Source organism: Comamonas granuli NBRC 101663, assembly GCF_000739995.1.
GTDB classification, from domain to species: Bacteria; Pseudomonadota; Gammaproteobacteria; order Burkholderiales; family Burkholderiaceae_C; genus Simplicispira; species Simplicispira granuli.
In genome coordinates this window covers 173,222-189,597 of the sequence record NZ_BBJX01000006.1, presented here as the reverse complement: position 1 = coordinate 189,597, position 16,376 = coordinate 173,222, and the positions used below count along the sequence as shown (strand labels likewise).

Here is a 16,376-nt window from a genome sequence, read left to right as displayed (position 1 = left end):
TTCAGACCACCTTCTGCAGCTTCATGGCGACGCCCATGTCGCCGCTGACCTTGAACTTGCCGCTCATGAAGCCCGTGACGGGGTTGAGCGCGCCCGTGAGCAGGGCGTTGAGGTTCTCCAGCGTGATGGCCACGGTGCAGTCGGCCTCGCGGTCCTCGTTGCTCACGCTGTTGGGGGTGGAGACACCGTCGATGACGATCAGGCCGTCGCTGCCGCAGTCGAACTTGAGCACGGCGTTGAGACCGCTGTCCTCACCCACTTTGCCGCGGATGGTTTCGGTGCATTCCTGGAGATTCATGGTTTTCCTTGAGGGGATGTGAAAGAACGGAGCGCATCATAAGGCAATGCCATACCGCATATCTCAGGGAAAATACCAATAAGACATTTAGTTGACGTTAACGTCACCATAGCCTCTAATTCGTCACCCTCACCGATCCGTTCTTTCTCCATGAATCCAAGTAGCACCCCTTCCCAGGGCAGCGCACCCGCGCGCTACCAGAGCGTGTTCCGTCCAGACCTGTTCGCGGGCCGTACCGTCTGGGTGACCGGCGGCGGCAGCGGCATCGGCCGCTGCGTGGCCCATGAACTGGCGTCGCTGGGCGCGCGCGTGGTCATCAGCGGCCGCACCCAGGAAAAACTCGACCGCGTGGCGCAGGAAATCCGCGAAGACGGCGGCCTGTGCGAGACCACCGCCTTCGACATCCGCGACGAGGACGCCGTCAAAGCGGGCGTGGCGGCCATGGTGCAGCAGGTGGGCCGCATCGACGGCCTGGTCAACAACGCGGGCGGGCAGTTCCCGTCGCCGCTGCAGGCCATCAGCAAGCGCGGCTTCGAGGCCGTGGTGAGCAACAACCTCACGGGCGGCTTTCTGATGATGCGCGAGGTGTACCTGCACAGCATGCAGGCGCATGGCGGCGCCATCGTCAACATGACGGCGGACTTCAGGAACGGCATGCCCGGCATGGCGCACACGGGCGCGGCGCGCGCGGGCATGAGCAACCTGACCATGAGCGCCGCCTTCGAGTGGGCCAGCAGCGGCGTGCGCGTGAACGCGGTGGCGCCCGGCTGGGTGGCTTCCTCGGGCATGGACAGCTATGGCGGCGCCGTGAAGGCGCTGATCCCGCAGTTGCGCAAGCATGTGCCTCTGCAGCGCCTGGCCACCGAGGCCGAGGTCAGCGCCGCCATCGTCTTTCTGCTGAGCCCCGGCGCGGCCTTCATCACCGGGGTGACGCTGCAGATCGACGGCGCGGCTTCGCTGCAAACCCCGCTGTTCCCCATCCTGGAACACCAGCGCGCCCAGCCGTTCGAGGGTTTTCACCGCGCGCAGACGCCGGAGGTGCTCAAGCCATGACGCAGATCCGTTCCCAGATCGACCCACGCTCCGACGCCTACCGCCGCAACCACGAGCGCATGGCCGAGCGGCTGGCGCAGGTGCAGGCCCTGCAGGGCAAGGTGGTGGCGGAATCCGCCTCCAAGCAGGACAAGTTCGAGAAGAAGGGCCAGTTGCTGCCGCGCGAGCGCGTGGCGCGCCTGCTCGACCGGGGGAGCCACTTCCTGGAGCTCTCCGCCCTGGCGGGCCTGGGCATGCACGACGACGACGGCAAGAAGGCCGTGCTCGGCGGCGGCTCCATCGTGGGCATTGGCCAGGTGGCGGGCAAGCGCGTGCTGATCTCCGCCAGCGACAGCGCCGTCAAGGGCGGCACCGTGGCGCCCATGGGCCTGAAGAAAGGCCTGCGCGCCCAGGCGATTGCGCTGCAGAACAAGCTGCCGCTGGTGTCGCTGGTCGAATCGGGCGGCGCCAACCTGATGTACCAGGCCGACATCTTCGTGGACGGCGGGCGCAGCTTTGCCAACCAGGCGCGCCTGTCGGCCGCGGGCATTCCGCAGATCGCCGTGGTGCACGGTTCGTCCACGGCCGGTGGCGCCTACCTGCCGGGCCTGTCGGACTATGTGGTGCTGGTGAAGGACCGCTCCAGCATCTACCTGGCCGGCCCGCCCCTGGTGAAGGCCGCCATTGGCGAGGACACCACCGACGACGAACTGGGCGGCAGCGACCTGCACGCCCGCGTGACCGGCCTGGGCGAGTACCTGGCCGAGAACGACGCGCACGCCATCGCCATCGCCCGCGACCTGCTGGACCACCTGCCCTGGGACGAGGCTGCGGGCCAGGACGCCAGCGTGCGCGCGCCGCTGTACGACGCCGAGGAGCTGCTGGGCATCGTGCCGGCCGACGAGCGCGAGCCCTACGACGCGCGCGAGATCATCGCGCGCATCGTCGATGGCTCGCACTTCCTCGAATTCAAGGCGGCGTTCGACAGCGACACCGTCTGTGGCCATGCGCGCATCGCCGGCCACCGGGTCGGCCTCATCGCCAACAACGGCCCCATCCAGCCCACCGGCTCGGTCAAGGCGGCGCAGTTCATCCAGTTGTGCGACCAGAGCGGCACGCCGCTGGTCTTCCTGCAGAACACCACGGGCTACATGGTGGGCAGCGCGGCCGAGCGCGCCGGTGCCATCAAGCACGGCAGCAAGATGATCCAGGCCGTGGCCAATGCGCGCTGTCCGAAGTTCACCATCGTGGTGGGCGGCTCGTTCGGCGCGGGCAACTACGGCATGTGCGGGCGCGGCTTCGACCCGGACTTCATCTTCAGCTGGCCCAGCGCACGCACCGCCGTCATGGGCGGCGCCCAGGCCGCCATGGTCATGGAGATGATCAGCCGCGGCAAGCTCGCGCGCGAGGGCATACCGCTGAACGAAGACACCGAGGCCGGCATCCGCGCCATGAGCGAGCAGCTCAAGCGCCGCCTGGACCTTGAATCCGACGTGCTGTTCGGCACCGCGCGCCTGTGGGACGACGGAATCATCGACCCACGCGAAACCCGCAGCGTGCTCGCCCAGTGCCTGGCCATGGCGCGCGAGGCCCAAGCGCGCGTGCTGCACCCCAACACCTTCGGCATTGCCCGCATGTAACCCCCTTTCTTGAATCTGGAGCACACACCATGCAATTCACCCCCGAGCACGAGCAGATCCGCGACACGGTGCGCAAATTCGTCGCCAACGAGATCAACCCCCACACCCGCGAATGGGAGAAGGCCGGCATCTTCCCCGCGCACCAGCTCTTCAAGAAGATGGGCGACCTGGGCCTGCTGGGCATCAAGTACCCCACCGAGTACGGCGGCATGGGGCTGGACTTCAGCTACTCCATGGTCATGGCCGAGGCGCTGGGCGACTGCAACGTGGGCGGCGTGCCCATGGCCATCGGCGTGCAGACCGACATGTGCACCCCGGCGCTGGCGCGCTTTGGCAGCGACGAGCTGCGTCGTGAGTTCCTCGCCCCCTCCATCGCGGGCGACCTGGTGGGCTGCATCGGCGTGAGCGAAGTCACCGGCGGCTCGGACGTGGCCGCGCTCAAGACCACGGCCAAGAAAGACGGCGGCGACTACGTCATCAACGGCTCCAAGATGTGGATCACCAACGGCATGCAGGCCGACTGGTGCTGCCTGCTGGCCAACACCAGCGAGGGGCCGGTGCACTCGAACAAGTCGCTCATCATGGTGCCGCTCGACGCCCCCGGTGTGACGCGCCAGAAGATCGAGAAGATCGGCATGCATTCGAGCGACACGGCGCAGCTCTTCTTCGACAACGTGCGCGTGCCCCAGCGCAACCTCATCGGCCAGGAGGGCGCGGGCTTCATGTTCCAGATGCTGCAGTTCCAGGAAGAGCGCCTGTACGGCGCGGCCAGCAGCCTCCAGTCGCTGGACAACCTGATCGACCAAACCATCGAATACACGCGCCAGCGCCATACCTTCGGCCAGCCCCTCCTGAACAACCAGGTGGTGCACTTCCGCCTGGCGGAGCTGCGTACCGAAGTCGAAGCCCTGCGCGCCCTCACCTACCGCGCCGTGGAGGCCTACGTGGCGGGCAAGGACGTGACCAAGCTCGCCTCCATGGCCAAGCTCAAGGCGGGGCGCCTGTCGCGTGAGGTGGCGGACAGTTGCCTGCAGTACTGGGGCGGCATGGGCTTCACGGCGGACAACCCCATCAGCCAGGCCTACCGCGACAGCCGCCTGATCTCCATCGGCGGTGGGGCGGACGAAATCATGCTCGGCATCATCTGCAAGCTCGAAGGCACCTTGCCGGGCAAGAAGCGCTGAAGCGGATAAATGCTATGACTTTTATAGCTATTGGCGCCGTATCTACGGGCCCCGTGCTCGAAATCACCTTGAACCGCCCCGACGTGCGCAACGCCATGTCGCTGGCCATGGTGGAGGAGCTGCGCCAGGCCCTGGCGCAGGCCGAGGCCAGCGTGGGCAGCGCCCAGCCGACCCGCGTGGTGGTGCTGCGCGGCGCGGGCGGGCATTTCTGCGCCGGGGGCGACCTCAAGGACATGGCCATGGCCCGCATGCGCGCCATGGAGGCCCCGGCAGGCACCGACCCCATTGCTGAAGTCAATGCCGCCTTCGGCCGCATGTGCGCGGCATTTGCCGACACCCCGCTGGCCGTGGTGGCGGTGCTGGAAGGCACGGTGATGGGCGGCGGCTTGGGCCTGGCCTGCGTGGCCGACGTGGCGATCGCCACCGAGACGGCGAGCTTCCGCCTGCCCGAGACCTCGCTGGGCGTGGTGCCCGCGCAGATCGCACCCTTCCTCGTCGAGCGCCTGGGCTACTCGCAGGCCAAGCGCCTGGCAGTGACCGGCGGCAAGCTGGATGCGGCGCAGGCGCTGCGCATCGGCCTGGTGCACCAGCAAGTGGCCACCGCCGAGGCGGACGCTGCGCTGCAGGCCGTGCTGGCCGACATCCTGGCCTGCGCCCCTGGCGCCCTGGCAGCCACCAAGGCGCTGATGGCCAAGGCACGCTGGAGCGCCCCCGCCGCGCTGGTCGATGAGGCCGCCGCCCTCTTCTCGCGCGCCGCCCAGGGCCCCGAAGGCCAGGAGGGCACGGGCGCATTCCTGCAGAAACGCAAACCACACTGGGTTCCCGCATGAGCTTTTCCAAAATCCTGATTGCGAACCGGGGCGACCAGCCGCGCAGCGGCGCAGCGGCGAAGCCACATCGCATGGTGCGCGCAGCGCACGCAGGCGGTTTCTCCGCGAAAGGGGCACAGCATGTTTAACAAGATACTGATCGCCAATCGCGGAGAAATCGCCTGCCGCGTCATCCGCACCGCCCGCGCCCTGGGCTACCGCACGGTGGCCGTGTACAGCGACGCCGACGCGGAGGCCCCCCATGTGGCGCTGGCCGACGAGGCCGTGCACATCGGCCCCGCACCGGCGGCCGAGTCCTACCTGCAATTCGACGCCATCCTGGGCGCCTGCAAGGCCACGGGCGCCGATGCGCTGCACCCCGGCTACGGCTTCCTCAGCGAGAACGCCGCCTTTGCCCTGGCCTGCGAGGACGCGGGCGTGGTCTTCATCGGCCCGCCGCCCAGCGCCATCGAGGCCATGGGCGACAAGGCCCTGGCCAAGCAGCGCATGATCGCCGCCGGCGTGCCCTGCGCGCCCGGCTACCTGGGCGCAGACCAGGCCGACGCCACGCTGGTGGCCGAGGCGAAGAAGCTAGGCTACCCGCTGCTGGTCAAGGCCGTGGCGGGCGGCGGCGGGCGCGGCATGCGCCTGGTACGGCACGACAGCGAACTGCAAGCCGCCATCGAGGGCGCACGGCGCGAGGCCACCAGCGCCTTTGGCGACGGCACGCTGATGCTGGAGCGCCTGATCGACAACGGCCGCCACATCGAGATCCAGGTCTTCGCCGACGCGCATGGCAACGCCGTGCACCTGGGCGAACGCGACTGCACGGCGCAGCGCCGCCGCCAGAAGGTGATCGAGGAAGCGCCCTCCCCCGTGGTCTCGCCGCAGATGCGCGCGCAAATGGGGGCCGACGCCGTGGCCGCCGCGCTGGCCGTGGGCTACCGGGGCGCGGGCACGGTCGAATTCATCGTCGATGCGCAGAACCACCACTACTTCCTGGAGATGAACACGCGCCTGCAGGTCGAGCACCCGGTGACCGAATGCATCACCGGCCAGGACCTAGTGGAGTGGCAGTTGCGCGTGGCGGCGGGCGAACCGCTGCCGCTGGCGCAGGAGGACATCATGCTGTCCGGCCATGCCATCGAGGTGCGCCTGTACGCCGAAGACCCCTACGACGGCTTCGCGCCGCAAACCGGCGCCGTGCGCTACTGGCGGCCCGAGCAGGCACTGGCGGGCCGCGCCCGGGGCCAGGCTGCGTTTGGCGAGGTGCGCATCGACGCCGGCATCCGCGAGGGCGGCGAAGTCACCCCCTACTACGACCCCATGGTGGCCAAGCTCATTGCCCATGGCCGCGACCGCGCTGACGCCATCCGCCGCCTGATGGCCGCGCTGGACGACGCCCCGCTGCTGGGCCTGCGCCACAACGCGCGCTTTCTGCGCGACCTGCTGGACCACCCGGCCTTCCGCGAGGCGCGCATGCACACCACGCTGATCGACCAGTGGCAGCAGGCAGGCGAACCCCTGCTGCAGCGCCCCCAACCCGATGCGCTGGCCTGGGCCCTGGCGGCCGCCGCGCTGGCGGCTGGCGAAGGCGGTGCCCGCCGCCCCGACAGCGTGGCCACCTGGGGCACCACGCTGGTGCTCGCGGGCGGCAGCGAACAGCGCGCCGTGCGCGTGCGCCCCCACGGGACGCAGGTGCAGGTGCAATTGGCGGGCGCCGAGGGCTTCACCTTCGACACCGTGCGCTGGCAGGACGAACGCCTGACCTGGCGCCAGGGTGGCGTGCAGCGCAGCGCCGTGTGCCAGATGCAGGGTGGCCAGGTCACGTTGGCACTGGGCGCCACGGTGCACCAGTTTGCTGAGCTGTCGCCCTTCCCGCAGAACGACCCGGCCCTGGACCCGAGCAAGCTGCGCTCCCCGGTGGCGGGCACGGTGTGCGCCGTGGCCGTGGCCGTGGGCGAACAGGTCAGCGCCGGTCAGCCCTTGCTGTGCGTGGAGGCCATGAAGATGGAAATGTGGCTGCACGCCCGCGCCAGCGGCACCGTGTCGGCCCTGCACGCCCAGATCAAAGACAGCGTTGCCGCCGGCAGCGTGCTCGCAGAAATCGACATCACCGAAGAGGCCCCCGCATGACGCAAGAAAAAGCCATCCTCACCTGCGCCCTCACCGGCGTGCTGACCAACCCCCAGCAACACCCGGTGCCCGTCACGCCCGCGCAGATGGCCGCGCAGGCGCGCGACGCCTACAACGCGGGCGCGAGCATCATGCATGTGCACATCCGCGCGCAGGAGCCCGGCATGGGCCACATGCCCAGCTGGGACCCGGACGTGGCCCAGGAGGTGGTGGACGCCATCCGGGCGGCCTGCCCGGGCGTCATCATCAACCTGACCACCGGCGTCATCGGCAAGGACATCAGCGGGCCGCTCGCCTGCATCCGCCGCGTCCAACCCGAGATCGCCGCCTGCAATGCCGGCAGCCTGAACTACCTCAAGCTCAAGGAAGACGGCACCTGGGCCTGGCCGCCCATGGTGTTCGACAACCCGGTGGCCAAGGTGCAGCAGTTCCTCGACGTGATGGAGGAATGCGGCACGCACCCCGAGTTCGAGTGCTTCGACGTGGGCATCGTGCGCTCGGTCACCATGTACATCAAGAACGGCATGCTCAAGCCCTCCATGGGCCGCCCCGAATACAACCTGGTGATGGGCGTGGCCTCGGGCATGCCCTGCGACGCACAACTGCTGGAACTGCTGCCGCAGTGGATGGCCCCCGGCGCCGTGTGGCAGGCCACGCTGATCGGCCGCCAGGAAATCTGGCCCGTGCACCAGAAGACGGCGGACCTTGGCGGCATGCTGCGCACCGGCCTGGAAGACACCTTCTACCTGCCCGACGGCAGCCGCGCCAGCGGCAACGGTGTGCTGATCGAGGCGCTGGCCCAATGCGCGCGCAATGCGGGCCGCGCGATCGCTTCCCCCGCCGAGGCCCGCCAGATGCTGGGCTTGGCCTGAGCATCACCCGGCCTGTGCGCGACAGGCCCCCGCCAGAGGGGCCGGCGCGCCGCCTGCACTCCACGTGCAGGCCATCCCCCAAAAAAACGGAGACAAGAGCATGCCAACCTCCCTAGCGCAGAGCGGGCCGCTGGCCGCAAGCGACCAGCGCTTCCAGAGCATCCCGGCCCGCTTCATGGCCACCAGCCAGCGCCAGCCGCAGGCGCCCGCCTATTTCGTGCGCGACGCGCAGGGCTGGCAACCCACCACCTGGCAGGAATACGTCCAGCAAGTGCGCCAGGCCGCCCGCGCGCTGGTGGCTCTGGGCGTGCAACCCGGCGACGCGGTATGCATCCTGGGCTTCAACCGCCCCGAGTGGACCACCATGGACCTGGCCGCCATGATGGTGGGCGCCATGGCGGCCGGCATCTACTGGAGCAGCGCGGCCAACGAGATCGCCTACATCGTCGAGCACAGCGGCTGCGCCGTGCTGCTGGTGGAAAACGAGACGCAATGGGCCAAGGCAGCGGCAGAGCCCCAGGCGCTGGCCCGCCTGCGCGCCACCGTGCTCATGCGCCAGGCGCCGGACGATGCCCAGCCGCAGGTGCCCGAAGGCGTGGCCGCACCCATGGCCTGGGAGCAGTTCCTGGCGCTGGGTGGCATGGAGCACGATGCCGAGGTGCAGCGCCGCATGGACGCCATCCGCGAGGAGGACATCGGCACGCTGATCTACACCTCGGGCACCACGGGCCACCCCAAGGCCGTGGAGCTGACGCACGCCAACCTGAGCTGGACCTCGGCGGCACTGTCGGCCGCATTCCAGGTGGGCCCGCAGGACCGGCTGATCTCCTACCTGCCGCTGGCGCACATCGCCGAGCAGCACGGGTCGATTTGCAACCACGCGCTGGCCGGTTACCAGCTCTACTTCGCGCGCTCGCTGGAGAGCCTGGGCGAGCACCTGCAGGAGGTGCATCCCACGGTGTTCTTCGGCGTGCCACGCGTGTGGGAGAAGATGCAGGCCGCCATCGCCACCAAGCTGGCGGGCGCCACGGGCGTCAAGGCCCGGCTGGCGCGCTGGGCCCTGCGCACCGGGCGCGCCTGGCACGCCGAGCGCCTGCAAGGGCGCACGCCCGGCGCCTGGCTGGACCGGCAGTACCGCTGGGCACACCAACTGGTGCACCGCAAGGTGCAGGCCGCGCTGGGGTTTGACCAGGCGCGTATCCTGATTTCCGGCGCGGCGCCCATCGCCGTGGAAAACCTGGAATTCTTCACCGGCCTGGGCCTGCTGATCGGCGAGGTGTACGGCCAGTCCGAGGACTGCGGCCCCACCGCCATCAGCCTGCCCGGCTTCATCCGCCTGGGCGCGGCGGGAAAGACCCTGCCCGGCATGCAGGTGCGCATTGCCGAGGACGGCGAGATCCTCGTGCAGGGACCCAACGTGTTCCGCGGCTACCGTGGCCGCCCCGAAGACACGGCCGAGGCGCTGCAGGACGGCTGGCTGCACAGCGGCGACCTGGGCCGCATCGACGAGGACGGCTTCATCTACGTGACCGGCCGCAAGAAGGACCTGCTCATCACCTCGGGCGGCAAGAACATCTCGCCCGGCAACATCGAGGCCGACCTGATGAACCTGCCCCTGGTGGAGCACGCGGTGGTCATCGGCGATTCGCGCCACTACCTCGGCGCACTGCTCACGCTCAAGCCCGATGTGTTGCAGGCCTTTGCCCAGCAGCACCAGATCCCCGGCGGGCCCGCCGAGTGGGCGCGCAGCAGCCCGGTGCACGCGGAGCTGCAGCGCGGCATCGACGCCGTCAACGCCAAGCAGGCGCGCGTGGCGCATGTGCGCAAGTTTGCGGTGCTGGAAAGCGCCTTCACCATAGACAACGGCTGCCTCACGCCCACGCAGAAGATCCGCCGCAACGTGGTGCAGCGCCAGTACGCCGAGGAGATCGAGGCTCTGTACCGCGACGGCGCCAGCGCACCGCACTGAGCCACAGCTTCGCTGGGCGTCAGCCGCGCTTGGCGCTCCAGAGCCACAGCGCGATGCCCCCGGCGATCATGGGCAGGCACAGCCACTGCCCCATGCTCATGCCCAGCGACAGCAGGCCCAGAAAGGCATCGGGCTCACGGAAGTATTCGGCGATGAAGCGGAAAACGCCGTAGCCCACCAGGAAGGCCGCCGCCACCTGGCCCTGGCGCCGCTCCTTGCGCGCATACAGCCACAGCAGCACGAACAGCAGCAGCCCTTCGAGCAGGAACTGGTACACCTGCGAGGGGTGGCGCGGCAGCATGGAGCCGCTGTGCGGGAACACCATGCCCCAGGGCAGGTCGGGGCTGGCGAAACGCCCCCACAGCTCGCCGTTGATGAAGTTGCCCACACGGCCCGCCGCCAGGCCCGTGGGCACACAGGGCGCCACGAAGTCCGCCACCTGCAGCCACGGCCGCTGGCGGGTGCGAGCAAACCAGAAGAAGGAGCCAATGACGCCCAGCAGCCCGCCATGGAAGCTCATGCCGCCCTGCCACACGGCGAAGATCTCCAGCGGGTGCGCGGCGTAGTAGCCCGGCTTGTAGAACAGGCAGTAGCCCAGGCGCCCACCCACGATCACGCCGACCACGCCCAGGAAGAGGATGTCTTCCACATCCTTGCGCGTCCAGGCCCCGGGACCGGTCATGGAAGCAAAAGGCGGATGCCGCAGCCGCAGCGTCCCCAGCCACATGAACAGGCCAAAGGCCGCCAGGTAGGTCAGCCCATACCAATGGATGGCCACGGGGCCGAGCTGCAGGGCAACGGGGTCGATGTGGGGGTAAGTCAGCATGGTGGGCGGTATTGTGCCCGGCGCTGCATCCAGGCGTCACCCTCCCGGCGGTGATTGACGGATTTTTGAATAAATCGGCCTCTAGCGCTTATGGAGAAAGCGCCAAACGCTATTGAAACAATAGCAAAAACCGCCGGAATCCATCCGGCGGGTAGGCGCAGGGCTGCGCGTGGCGTCAGTCGAGCAGCGAGAGGTCGCGCACCGCGCCCTTGTCGGCGCTGGTCACCAGCATGGCGTAGGCCTTGAGCGCGGCCGACACCTTGCGCGGGCGCGGCTGGGCCGGCTTCCAGCCCTTGGCGTCCTGCGCGGCGCGGCGGCGCGCCAGTTCCTCGTCGCTCACCAGCACGTTGATGCTGCGGTTGGGGATGTCGATGCGGATCTTGTCGCCGTTCTGCACCAGGCCGATGGCGCCGCCGGCCGCCGCCTCGGGCGAGCAGTGGCCGATGGACAGGCCCGAGGTGCCGCCGGAGAAGCGCCCGTCGGTCAGCAGTGCGCAGGCCTTGCCCAGGCCCTTGCTCTTGATGTAGCTGGTGGGGTAGAGCATTTCCTGCATGCCGGGGCCGCCCTTGGGGCCCTCGTAGCGCACGATGACCACGTCGCCGGCCTTCACCTGGTCGTTGAGGATGTGCTCCACGGCCTCGTCCTGCGACTCGGTGACATGGGCCGTGCCCTCGAACACCAGGATGGATTCGTCCACGCCCGCGGTCTTGACCACGCAGCCGTCGACGGCGATGTTGCCCTTGAGCACGGCCAGGCCGCCTTCCAGGCTGAAGGCGTGCTCGATGGAGCGGATGCAGCCCTGCGCGCGGTCCAGGTCCAGGCTGGGCCAGCGGCTGGCCTGGCTGAAGGCCTTTTGCGTGGGTACGCCGCCGGGGCCGGCCTTGAAGAAGGTGTGCACGGCCTCATCCTGCGTGCGCGTGATGTCCCATTGCGCGATGGCCTCGCCCAGGGTCCTGGCGTGCACCGTGGGCACGTCGGTGTGCAGCTTGCCCGCGCGCTCGAGCTCTCCCAGGATGGCCACGATGCCGCCCGCGCGGTGCACGTCCTCGATGTGGTACTTGTCGGTATTGGGCGCCACCTTGCACAACTGGGGTACGCTGCGCGAGAGGCGGTCGATGTCCGCCATGGTGAAGTCGATCTCCGCTTCCTGCGCGATGGCCAGCAGGTGCAGGATGGTGTTGGTCGAGCCGCCCATGGCGATGTCCAGCGTCATGGCGTTCTCGAAGGCCTTGAAACCCACCGAGCGCGGCAGGATGCTCTCGTCCTCGCCCTCGTAGTACTGGCGCGCCAGCTCCACGATGCGCCGGCCGGCGCGCTGGAACAATTGCTCGCGGTCGGCGTGCGTGGCCAGCGTGGTGCCATTGCCGGGCAGCGACAGGCCCATGGCCTCGGTCAGGCAGTTCATGGAATTGGCGGTGAACATGCCCGAGCACGAGCCGCAGGTGGGACAGGCGTTGCGCTCGACCTCGGCGATGTCGGCCTCGCTCACCGCACTGTCCACGGCCATGACCATGGCGTCCACCAGGTCGAGCTTTTTCATGTGGATGGTCTTGGTGCCCGGGGTGGCCAGTTGCACCTTGCCCGCCTCCATGGGGCCGCCCGAGACGAAGATCACGGGGATGTTCAGGCGCATCGCGGCCATGAGCATGCCGGGGGTGATCTTGTCGCAGTTGGAGATGCACACCATGGCGTCGGCGCAGTGCGCGTTGACCATGTATTCCACGCTGTCGGCAATCACGTCGCGGCTGGGCAGCGAGTAGAGCATGCCGTCGTGGCCCATGGCGATGCCGTCGTCCACGGCAATGGTGTTGAATTCCTTGGCCACGCCGCCGGCGGCCTCGATCTCGCGCGCGACGAGTTGCCCCAGGTCCTTCAAGTGCACGTGGCCGGGCACAAACTGGGTGAAGGAGTTGACCACCGCGATGATGGGCTTCTGGAAGTCGGCATCCTGCATGCCGGTGGCGCGCCACAGGGCGCGGGCGCCGGCCATATTGCGGCCGGCAGTGGAGGTCTTGGAACGGTAGGCGGGCATCGTGGGACGGAAAAAAGGTGTCTGGAAAAGAAAACCGGCCCTTCCATTTCCAGGGCCACGGCGCATGGCCGCGCGCCGCCTCTTGAGCGGCGCCCGGGGCAAACCGGCCGATTATGTCGCAGCCCCACCCCGACGGCGCCAGGGGCATGGCGCCGCCGCCCTGCGCCGCGCCCTACACTGGCTGCGCCTGCACTGCCCGAGACCGCCATGACGGATTCCCTGCCCCTGAACCGCCGCTCCGCCCACATCACGCAAGGCAAGGAGCGCGCGCCCAACCGCTCCATGTACTACGGCATGGGCTATACCGCCGCCGACTTCGACAAGCCCATGGTCGGCGTGGCCAACGGCCACAGCACCATCACGCCGTGCAACAGCGGTCTGCAAAAGCTGTGCGATGCCGCCGTGGAAGGCATACGCGCCGCCGGCGGCAATCCGCAGACCTTTGGCACGCCCACGATCTCCGACGGCATGGCCATGGGCACCGAGGGCATGAAGTACAGCCTGGTGAGCCGCGAGGTGATTGCCGACTGCGTGGAGACCTGCGTGCAGGGCCAGTGGATGGATGGCTGCGTGGTCATCGGCGGCTGCGACAAGAACATGCCCGGCGGCATGATGGGCATGCTGCGCGCCAACGTGCCGAGCATCTATGTGTACGGCGGCACCATCCTGCCCGGGTGCCTGCACGGCTGCGACCTCAACATCGTGAGCGTCTTCGAGGCCGTGGGCGAGAACGCGGCAGGCAAGATCAGCGACCAGCAGCTCCAGGACATCGAACGGCACGCCATCCCCGGCACCGGCTCCTGCGGCGGCATGTACACGGCCAACACCATGAGCAGCGCCTTCGAGGCGCTGGGCATGAGCCTGCCCTACTCCTCCACCATGGCCAACGAGCACCAGGAGAAGGTCGATTCCGCCCGGGAATCGGCCCGGGTGCTGATCGACGCCATCCGGCACGACCGCAAGCCGCGCGACATCGTCACGCGCCAGTCCATCGAGAACGCCGTCGCCGTGATCATGGCCGTGGGCGGCTCGACCAATGCCGTGCTGCACTTCCTGGCCATTGCCCATGCGGCGGACGTGCCGTGGAGCATCGACGACTTCGAGCGCATGCGCCGCAAGGTGCCGGTGATTTGCGACCTCAAGCCCAGCGGCAAGCACCTCGCCATCGACCTGCACCGCGCCGGCGGCATCCCGCAGGTGATGAAGATCCTGCTCAACGCCGGCCTGCTGCACGGCGACTGCATGACCATCACCGGCCAGACCATCGCCGAGGCCCTCAAGGACGTTCCCGACCAGCCGCGCGCCGACCAGGACGTGATCCGCCCCATCACCCAGCCCCTGTATGCCCAGGGCCATTTGGCCATCCTCAAGGGCAATCTCAGCCCCGAGGGGGCGGTGGCCAAGATCACAGGGCTCAAGAACCCCGCCATCACCGGCCCGGCGCGCGTGTTCGACGACGAACCCTCGGCCCTGCAGGCCATCCTGGCGGGCCGCATCCGCGCGGGCGATGTGGTGGTGCTGCGCTACCTGGGCCCCAAGGGCGGGCCGGGCATGCCCGAGATGCTGGCGCCCACCAGCGCACTGGTGGGCCAGGGTCTGGGCGAGAGCGTGGGCCTGGTCACCGACGGGCGCTTCTCGGGCGGCACCTGGGGCATGGTCGTGGGCCACGTGGCGCCCGAGGCCTATGTGGGCGGCACCATCGCCCTGGTGCACGAGGGCGACAGCATCACCATCGACGCGCACCGGCTGCTGCTGCAACTGAACGTGGACGAGGCCGAGCTCGCCCACCGGCGCGCACTCTGGCAGCCCCCTGCCCCGCGCTACACGCGCGGCGTGCAGGCCAAGTTCGCCTTCAACGCCTCCAGCGCCAGCAAGGGCGCCGTACTCGACGACTTTGCGCCCCATGCCGCCGCCCGGTAGGCACTGCCCTGCCGCCCCAGCCGCAAGGCCTGCGGCGCGCAGCCTGCCCAATACCCGCTTTGCATTACAATATGCGCGATATGTTTGCCGCCCCACTGTTCACCCCGAACCTGGCCCCTGCCTGCCTGGCAGGTCTGGCTGCGCGCGCAACCATCACCAAAACCACGACCATTAAGGGCTGATCCAGCTCCGGCATCGTCGTGCGCCCTCCCTGGCCCAGACGAGCCGGGGCGAGGAAAACAGCCGCCGGTCGCGTGCGTACTGTTTTTTAACTTGAAAGGGCGTTGAAAATGAGCAAGTTGGTAGGTCTGGTGGGCTGGCGCGGCATGGTCGGCTCGGTATTGATGGACCGCATGCAGGCCGAAGGCGATTTCGACCTGATCGAGCCCCTGTTCTTCTCCACCTCCAACGCCGGCGGCCAGGCTCCCGCGCAGGCCAGGAACGAAACCACGCTGCAGGACGCCTTCAATATCGATGCCCTGAAGCGCTGCGAGATCATCATCTCCTGCCAGGGCGGCGACTACACCACCGAAGTGTTCCCCAAGCTGCGCGCTGCGGGCTGGAACGGCCACTGGATCGATGCCGCCTCCACCCTGCGCATGAAGGACGACGCCGTCATCGTGCTCGATCCCGTGAACATGCCGGTCATCCGGAACGCCCTGGCCAAGGGCGGCAGGAACTGGATCGGCGGCAACTGCACCGTGAGCTGCATGCTCATGGGCGTGGGCGCGCTGTACAAGGCGGGCCTGGTCGAGTGGATGAGCACGCAAACCTACCAGGCCGCCAGCGGCGGCGGCGCGCAGCACATGCGCGAGCTGCTGACGCAGTTCGGCACCCTCAACGCCGAAGTGAAGGCCCTGCTCGACGACCCCAAGAGCGCCATCCTGGAAATCGACCGCAAGGTCATCGCCAAGCAGCGCGCCCTCAGCGGCGCCGAAACCGCCAACTTCGGCGTGCCGCTGGGCGGCTCGCTCATTCCCTGGATCGACAAGGACCTGGGCAACGGCATGAGCCGCGAAGAGTGGAAGGGCATGGCCGAGACCAACAAGATCCTGGGCCAGGGCGAGGGCTTTGGCACGGCCGCCATTCCCGTGGACGGCTTTTGCGTGCGCATCGGCGCCATGCGCTGCCACAGCCAGGCCCTGACCTTCAAGCTGAAGAAAGACGTGCCCGTGGCCGACATCGAGGCCATGATCGCCGCCGACAACCCCTGGGCCAAGGTCGTGCCGAACACGCGCGAGGCCACCATCCAGGACCTCACGCCCGTGGCCGTCACGGGCACGCTGACCATCCCCGTGGGCCGCATCCGCAAGCTCGCCATGGGCCCGGAGTACGTGGGCGCCTTCACCATCGGCGACCAGTTGCTGTGGGGCGCCGCCGAACCGCTGCGCCGCATGCTGCGCATCCTGCTGGACGCCTGAGGCCCTTGCACGGCCCCTCCCCGAGAAAAGCGCCTGCGGGCGCTTTTCTTGCGTCTGCACCCCTGAAACACCTGGTTACCCACGTTGTCGCTGGACAACACACCCGGGGGCGCAAGCCCCGCTTCCAGCGTCTGGTCAGAGCTTCGCCACTACGTGAGCTTGTCAGTGCAAAACATTGCTGCTAAGGTGCTTTTACACATTTTTTCGTACGCTGGAGCGCAGGGGGGACATCCGACC

At 68.5% G+C, this 16,376-nt stretch carries 13 protein-coding genes; 10 read left to right on the top strand and 3 right to left on the bottom strand.

Annotated elements, in window-relative coordinates; translation table 11 throughout:
- Position 1: 1 nt before the first annotated feature.
- Positions 2–298 (bottom strand): SCP2 sterol-binding domain-containing protein, encoded by a 297-nt coding sequence (locus CGR01S_RS08420; RefSeq protein ID WP_042425141.1) that lies wholly within the window; start codon positions 296–298, stop codon positions 2–4.
- A gap of 150 nt (positions 299–448) precedes the next feature.
- On the opposite strand from CGR01S_RS08420, the gene CGR01S_RS08415 reads away from it, so the two are divergent.
- The 8 genes from CGR01S_RS08415 to CGR01S_RS08385 all read left to right on the top strand — a co-directional run bounded on the left by CGR01S_RS08415 (position 449) and on the right by CGR01S_RS08385 (position 9,940).
- Positions 449–1,351: an SDR family oxidoreductase gene (locus tag CGR01S_RS08415; protein ID WP_042425139.1), complete on the top strand. Its 903-nt coding sequence runs from the start codon at positions 449–451 to the stop codon at positions 1,349–1,351.
- Positions 1,348–2,970, top strand: a complete 1,623-nt coding sequence (locus CGR01S_RS08410) for an acyl-CoA carboxylase subunit beta (protein ID WP_042425136.1) — start codon at positions 1,348–1,350, stop codon at positions 2,968–2,970. Before CGR01S_RS08415 ends, CGR01S_RS08410 begins: the two co-directional genes overlap by 4 nt.
- Positions 2,971–2,999: 29 nt before the next feature.
- Positions 3,000–4,154 carry an acyl-CoA dehydrogenase family protein gene (locus CGR01S_RS08405; RefSeq protein WP_042425133.1) on the top strand — a complete coding sequence of 385 codons (1,155 nt, stop codon included), beginning with the start codon at positions 3,000–3,002 and terminating at the stop codon, positions 4,152–4,154.
- Positions 4,155–4,168: 14 nt separating this feature from the next.
- Positions 4,169–4,984: an enoyl-CoA hydratase/isomerase family protein gene (locus CGR01S_RS08400; RefSeq protein WP_042425130.1), complete on the top strand. Its 816-nt coding sequence runs from the start codon at positions 4,169–4,171 to the stop codon at positions 4,982–4,984.
- Positions 4,981–5,112 carry a hypothetical protein gene (locus tag CGR01S_RS17210; RefSeq protein WP_281174257.1) on the top strand — a complete coding sequence of 44 codons (132 nt, stop codon included), beginning with the start codon at positions 4,981–4,983 and terminating at the stop codon, positions 5,110–5,112. The genes CGR01S_RS08400 and CGR01S_RS17210 overlap by 4 nt, the downstream gene beginning before the upstream one ends.
- Positions 5,105–7,099 (top strand): acetyl/propionyl/methylcrotonyl-CoA carboxylase subunit alpha, encoded by a 1,995-nt coding sequence (locus tag CGR01S_RS08395; RefSeq protein ID WP_042425127.1) that lies wholly within the window; start codon positions 5,105–5,107, stop codon positions 7,097–7,099. The genes CGR01S_RS17210 and CGR01S_RS08395 overlap by 8 nt, the downstream gene beginning before the upstream one ends.
- Positions 7,096–7,971, top strand: a complete 876-nt coding sequence (locus CGR01S_RS08390) for a beta-keto acid cleavage family enzyme (protein WP_042425124.1) — start codon at positions 7,096–7,098, stop codon at positions 7,969–7,971. The genes CGR01S_RS08395 and CGR01S_RS08390 overlap by 4 nt, the downstream gene beginning before the upstream one ends.
- Before the next feature lie 100 nt (positions 7,972–8,071).
- Positions 8,072–9,940, top strand: coding sequence for an AMP-dependent synthetase/ligase (locus CGR01S_RS08385; protein ID WP_169742454.1), 1,869 nt, complete (start codon positions 8,072–8,074; stop codon positions 9,938–9,940).
- Positions 9,941–9,959: 19 nt separating this feature from the next.
- Here the strand turns inward: CGR01S_RS08385 and lgt are convergent, their stop codons facing one another.
- Entirely contained in the window at positions 9,960–10,766 is an 807-nt protein-coding gene (gene lgt / locus CGR01S_RS08380; protein WP_042425122.1) for a prolipoprotein diacylglyceryl transferase, read from the bottom strand.
- Positions 10,767–10,941: 175 nt separating this feature from the next.
- Entirely contained in the window at positions 10,942–12,798 is a 1,857-nt protein-coding gene (ilvD, locus tag CGR01S_RS08375) for a dihydroxy-acid dehydratase (protein ID WP_042425119.1), read from the bottom strand.
- Between the two features lie 207 nt (positions 12,799–13,005).
- On the opposite strand from ilvD (CGR01S_RS08375), the gene ilvD (CGR01S_RS08370) reads away from it, so the two are divergent.
- Positions 13,006–14,718 carry a dihydroxy-acid dehydratase gene (gene ilvD / locus CGR01S_RS08370; protein ID WP_042425117.1) on the top strand — a complete coding sequence of 571 codons (1,713 nt, stop codon included), beginning with the start codon at positions 13,006–13,008 and terminating at the stop codon, positions 14,716–14,718.
- Between the two features lie 290 nt (positions 14,719–15,008).
- The gene (asd, locus tag CGR01S_RS08365; RefSeq protein ID WP_042425114.1) at positions 15,009–16,139 is read left to right on the top strand and encodes an aspartate-semialdehyde dehydrogenase; all 1,131 of its coding nucleotides are present in this window, start codon (positions 15,009–15,011) and stop codon (positions 16,137–16,139) included.
- The last annotated feature ends 237 nt before the right edge of the window (positions 16,140–16,376 follow it).

What these genes read in the sequence shown, in the direction of transcription:
- CGR01S_RS08420 (WP_042425141.1), bottom strand. Translation starts at nt 298, where the DNA reads ATGAATCTCCAGGAATGCACCGAAACCATCCGCGGCAAAGTGGGTGAG.
- CGR01S_RS08415 (WP_042425139.1), top strand. Translation starts at nt 449, where the DNA reads ATGAATCCAAGTAGCACCCCTTCCCAGGGCAGCGCACCCGCGCGCTAC.
- CGR01S_RS08410 (WP_042425136.1), top strand. Translation starts at nt 1,348, where the DNA reads ATGACGCAGATCCGTTCCCAGATCGACCCACGCTCCGACGCCTACCGC.
- CGR01S_RS08405 (WP_042425133.1), top strand. Translation starts at nt 3,000, where the DNA reads ATGCAATTCACCCCCGAGCACGAGCAGATCCGCGACACGGTGCGCAAA.
- CGR01S_RS08400 (WP_042425130.1), top strand. Translation starts at nt 4,169, where the DNA reads ATGACTTTTATAGCTATTGGCGCCGTATCTACGGGCCCCGTGCTCGAA.
- CGR01S_RS17210 (WP_281174257.1), top strand. Translation starts at nt 4,981, where the DNA reads ATGAGCTTTTCCAAAATCCTGATTGCGAACCGGGGCGACCAGCCGCGC.
- CGR01S_RS08395 (WP_042425127.1), top strand. Translation starts at nt 5,105, where the DNA reads ATGTTTAACAAGATACTGATCGCCAATCGCGGAGAAATCGCCTGCCGC.
- CGR01S_RS08390 (WP_042425124.1), top strand. Translation starts at nt 7,096, where the DNA reads ATGACGCAAGAAAAAGCCATCCTCACCTGCGCCCTCACCGGCGTGCTG.
- CGR01S_RS08385 (WP_169742454.1), top strand. Translation starts at nt 8,072, where the DNA reads ATGCCAACCTCCCTAGCGCAGAGCGGGCCGCTGGCCGCAAGCGACCAG.
- lgt (WP_042425122.1), bottom strand. Translation starts at nt 10,766, where the DNA reads ATGCTGACTTACCCCCACATCGACCCCGTTGCCCTGCAGCTCGGCCCC.
- ilvD (WP_042425119.1), bottom strand. Translation starts at nt 12,798, where the DNA reads ATGCCCGCCTACCGTTCCAAGACCTCCACTGCCGGCCGCAATATGGCC.
- ilvD (WP_042425117.1), top strand. Translation starts at nt 13,006, where the DNA reads ATGACGGATTCCCTGCCCCTGAACCGCCGCTCCGCCCACATCACGCAA.
- asd (WP_042425114.1), top strand. Translation starts at nt 15,009, where the DNA reads ATGAGCAAGTTGGTAGGTCTGGTGGGCTGGCGCGGCATGGTCGGCTCG.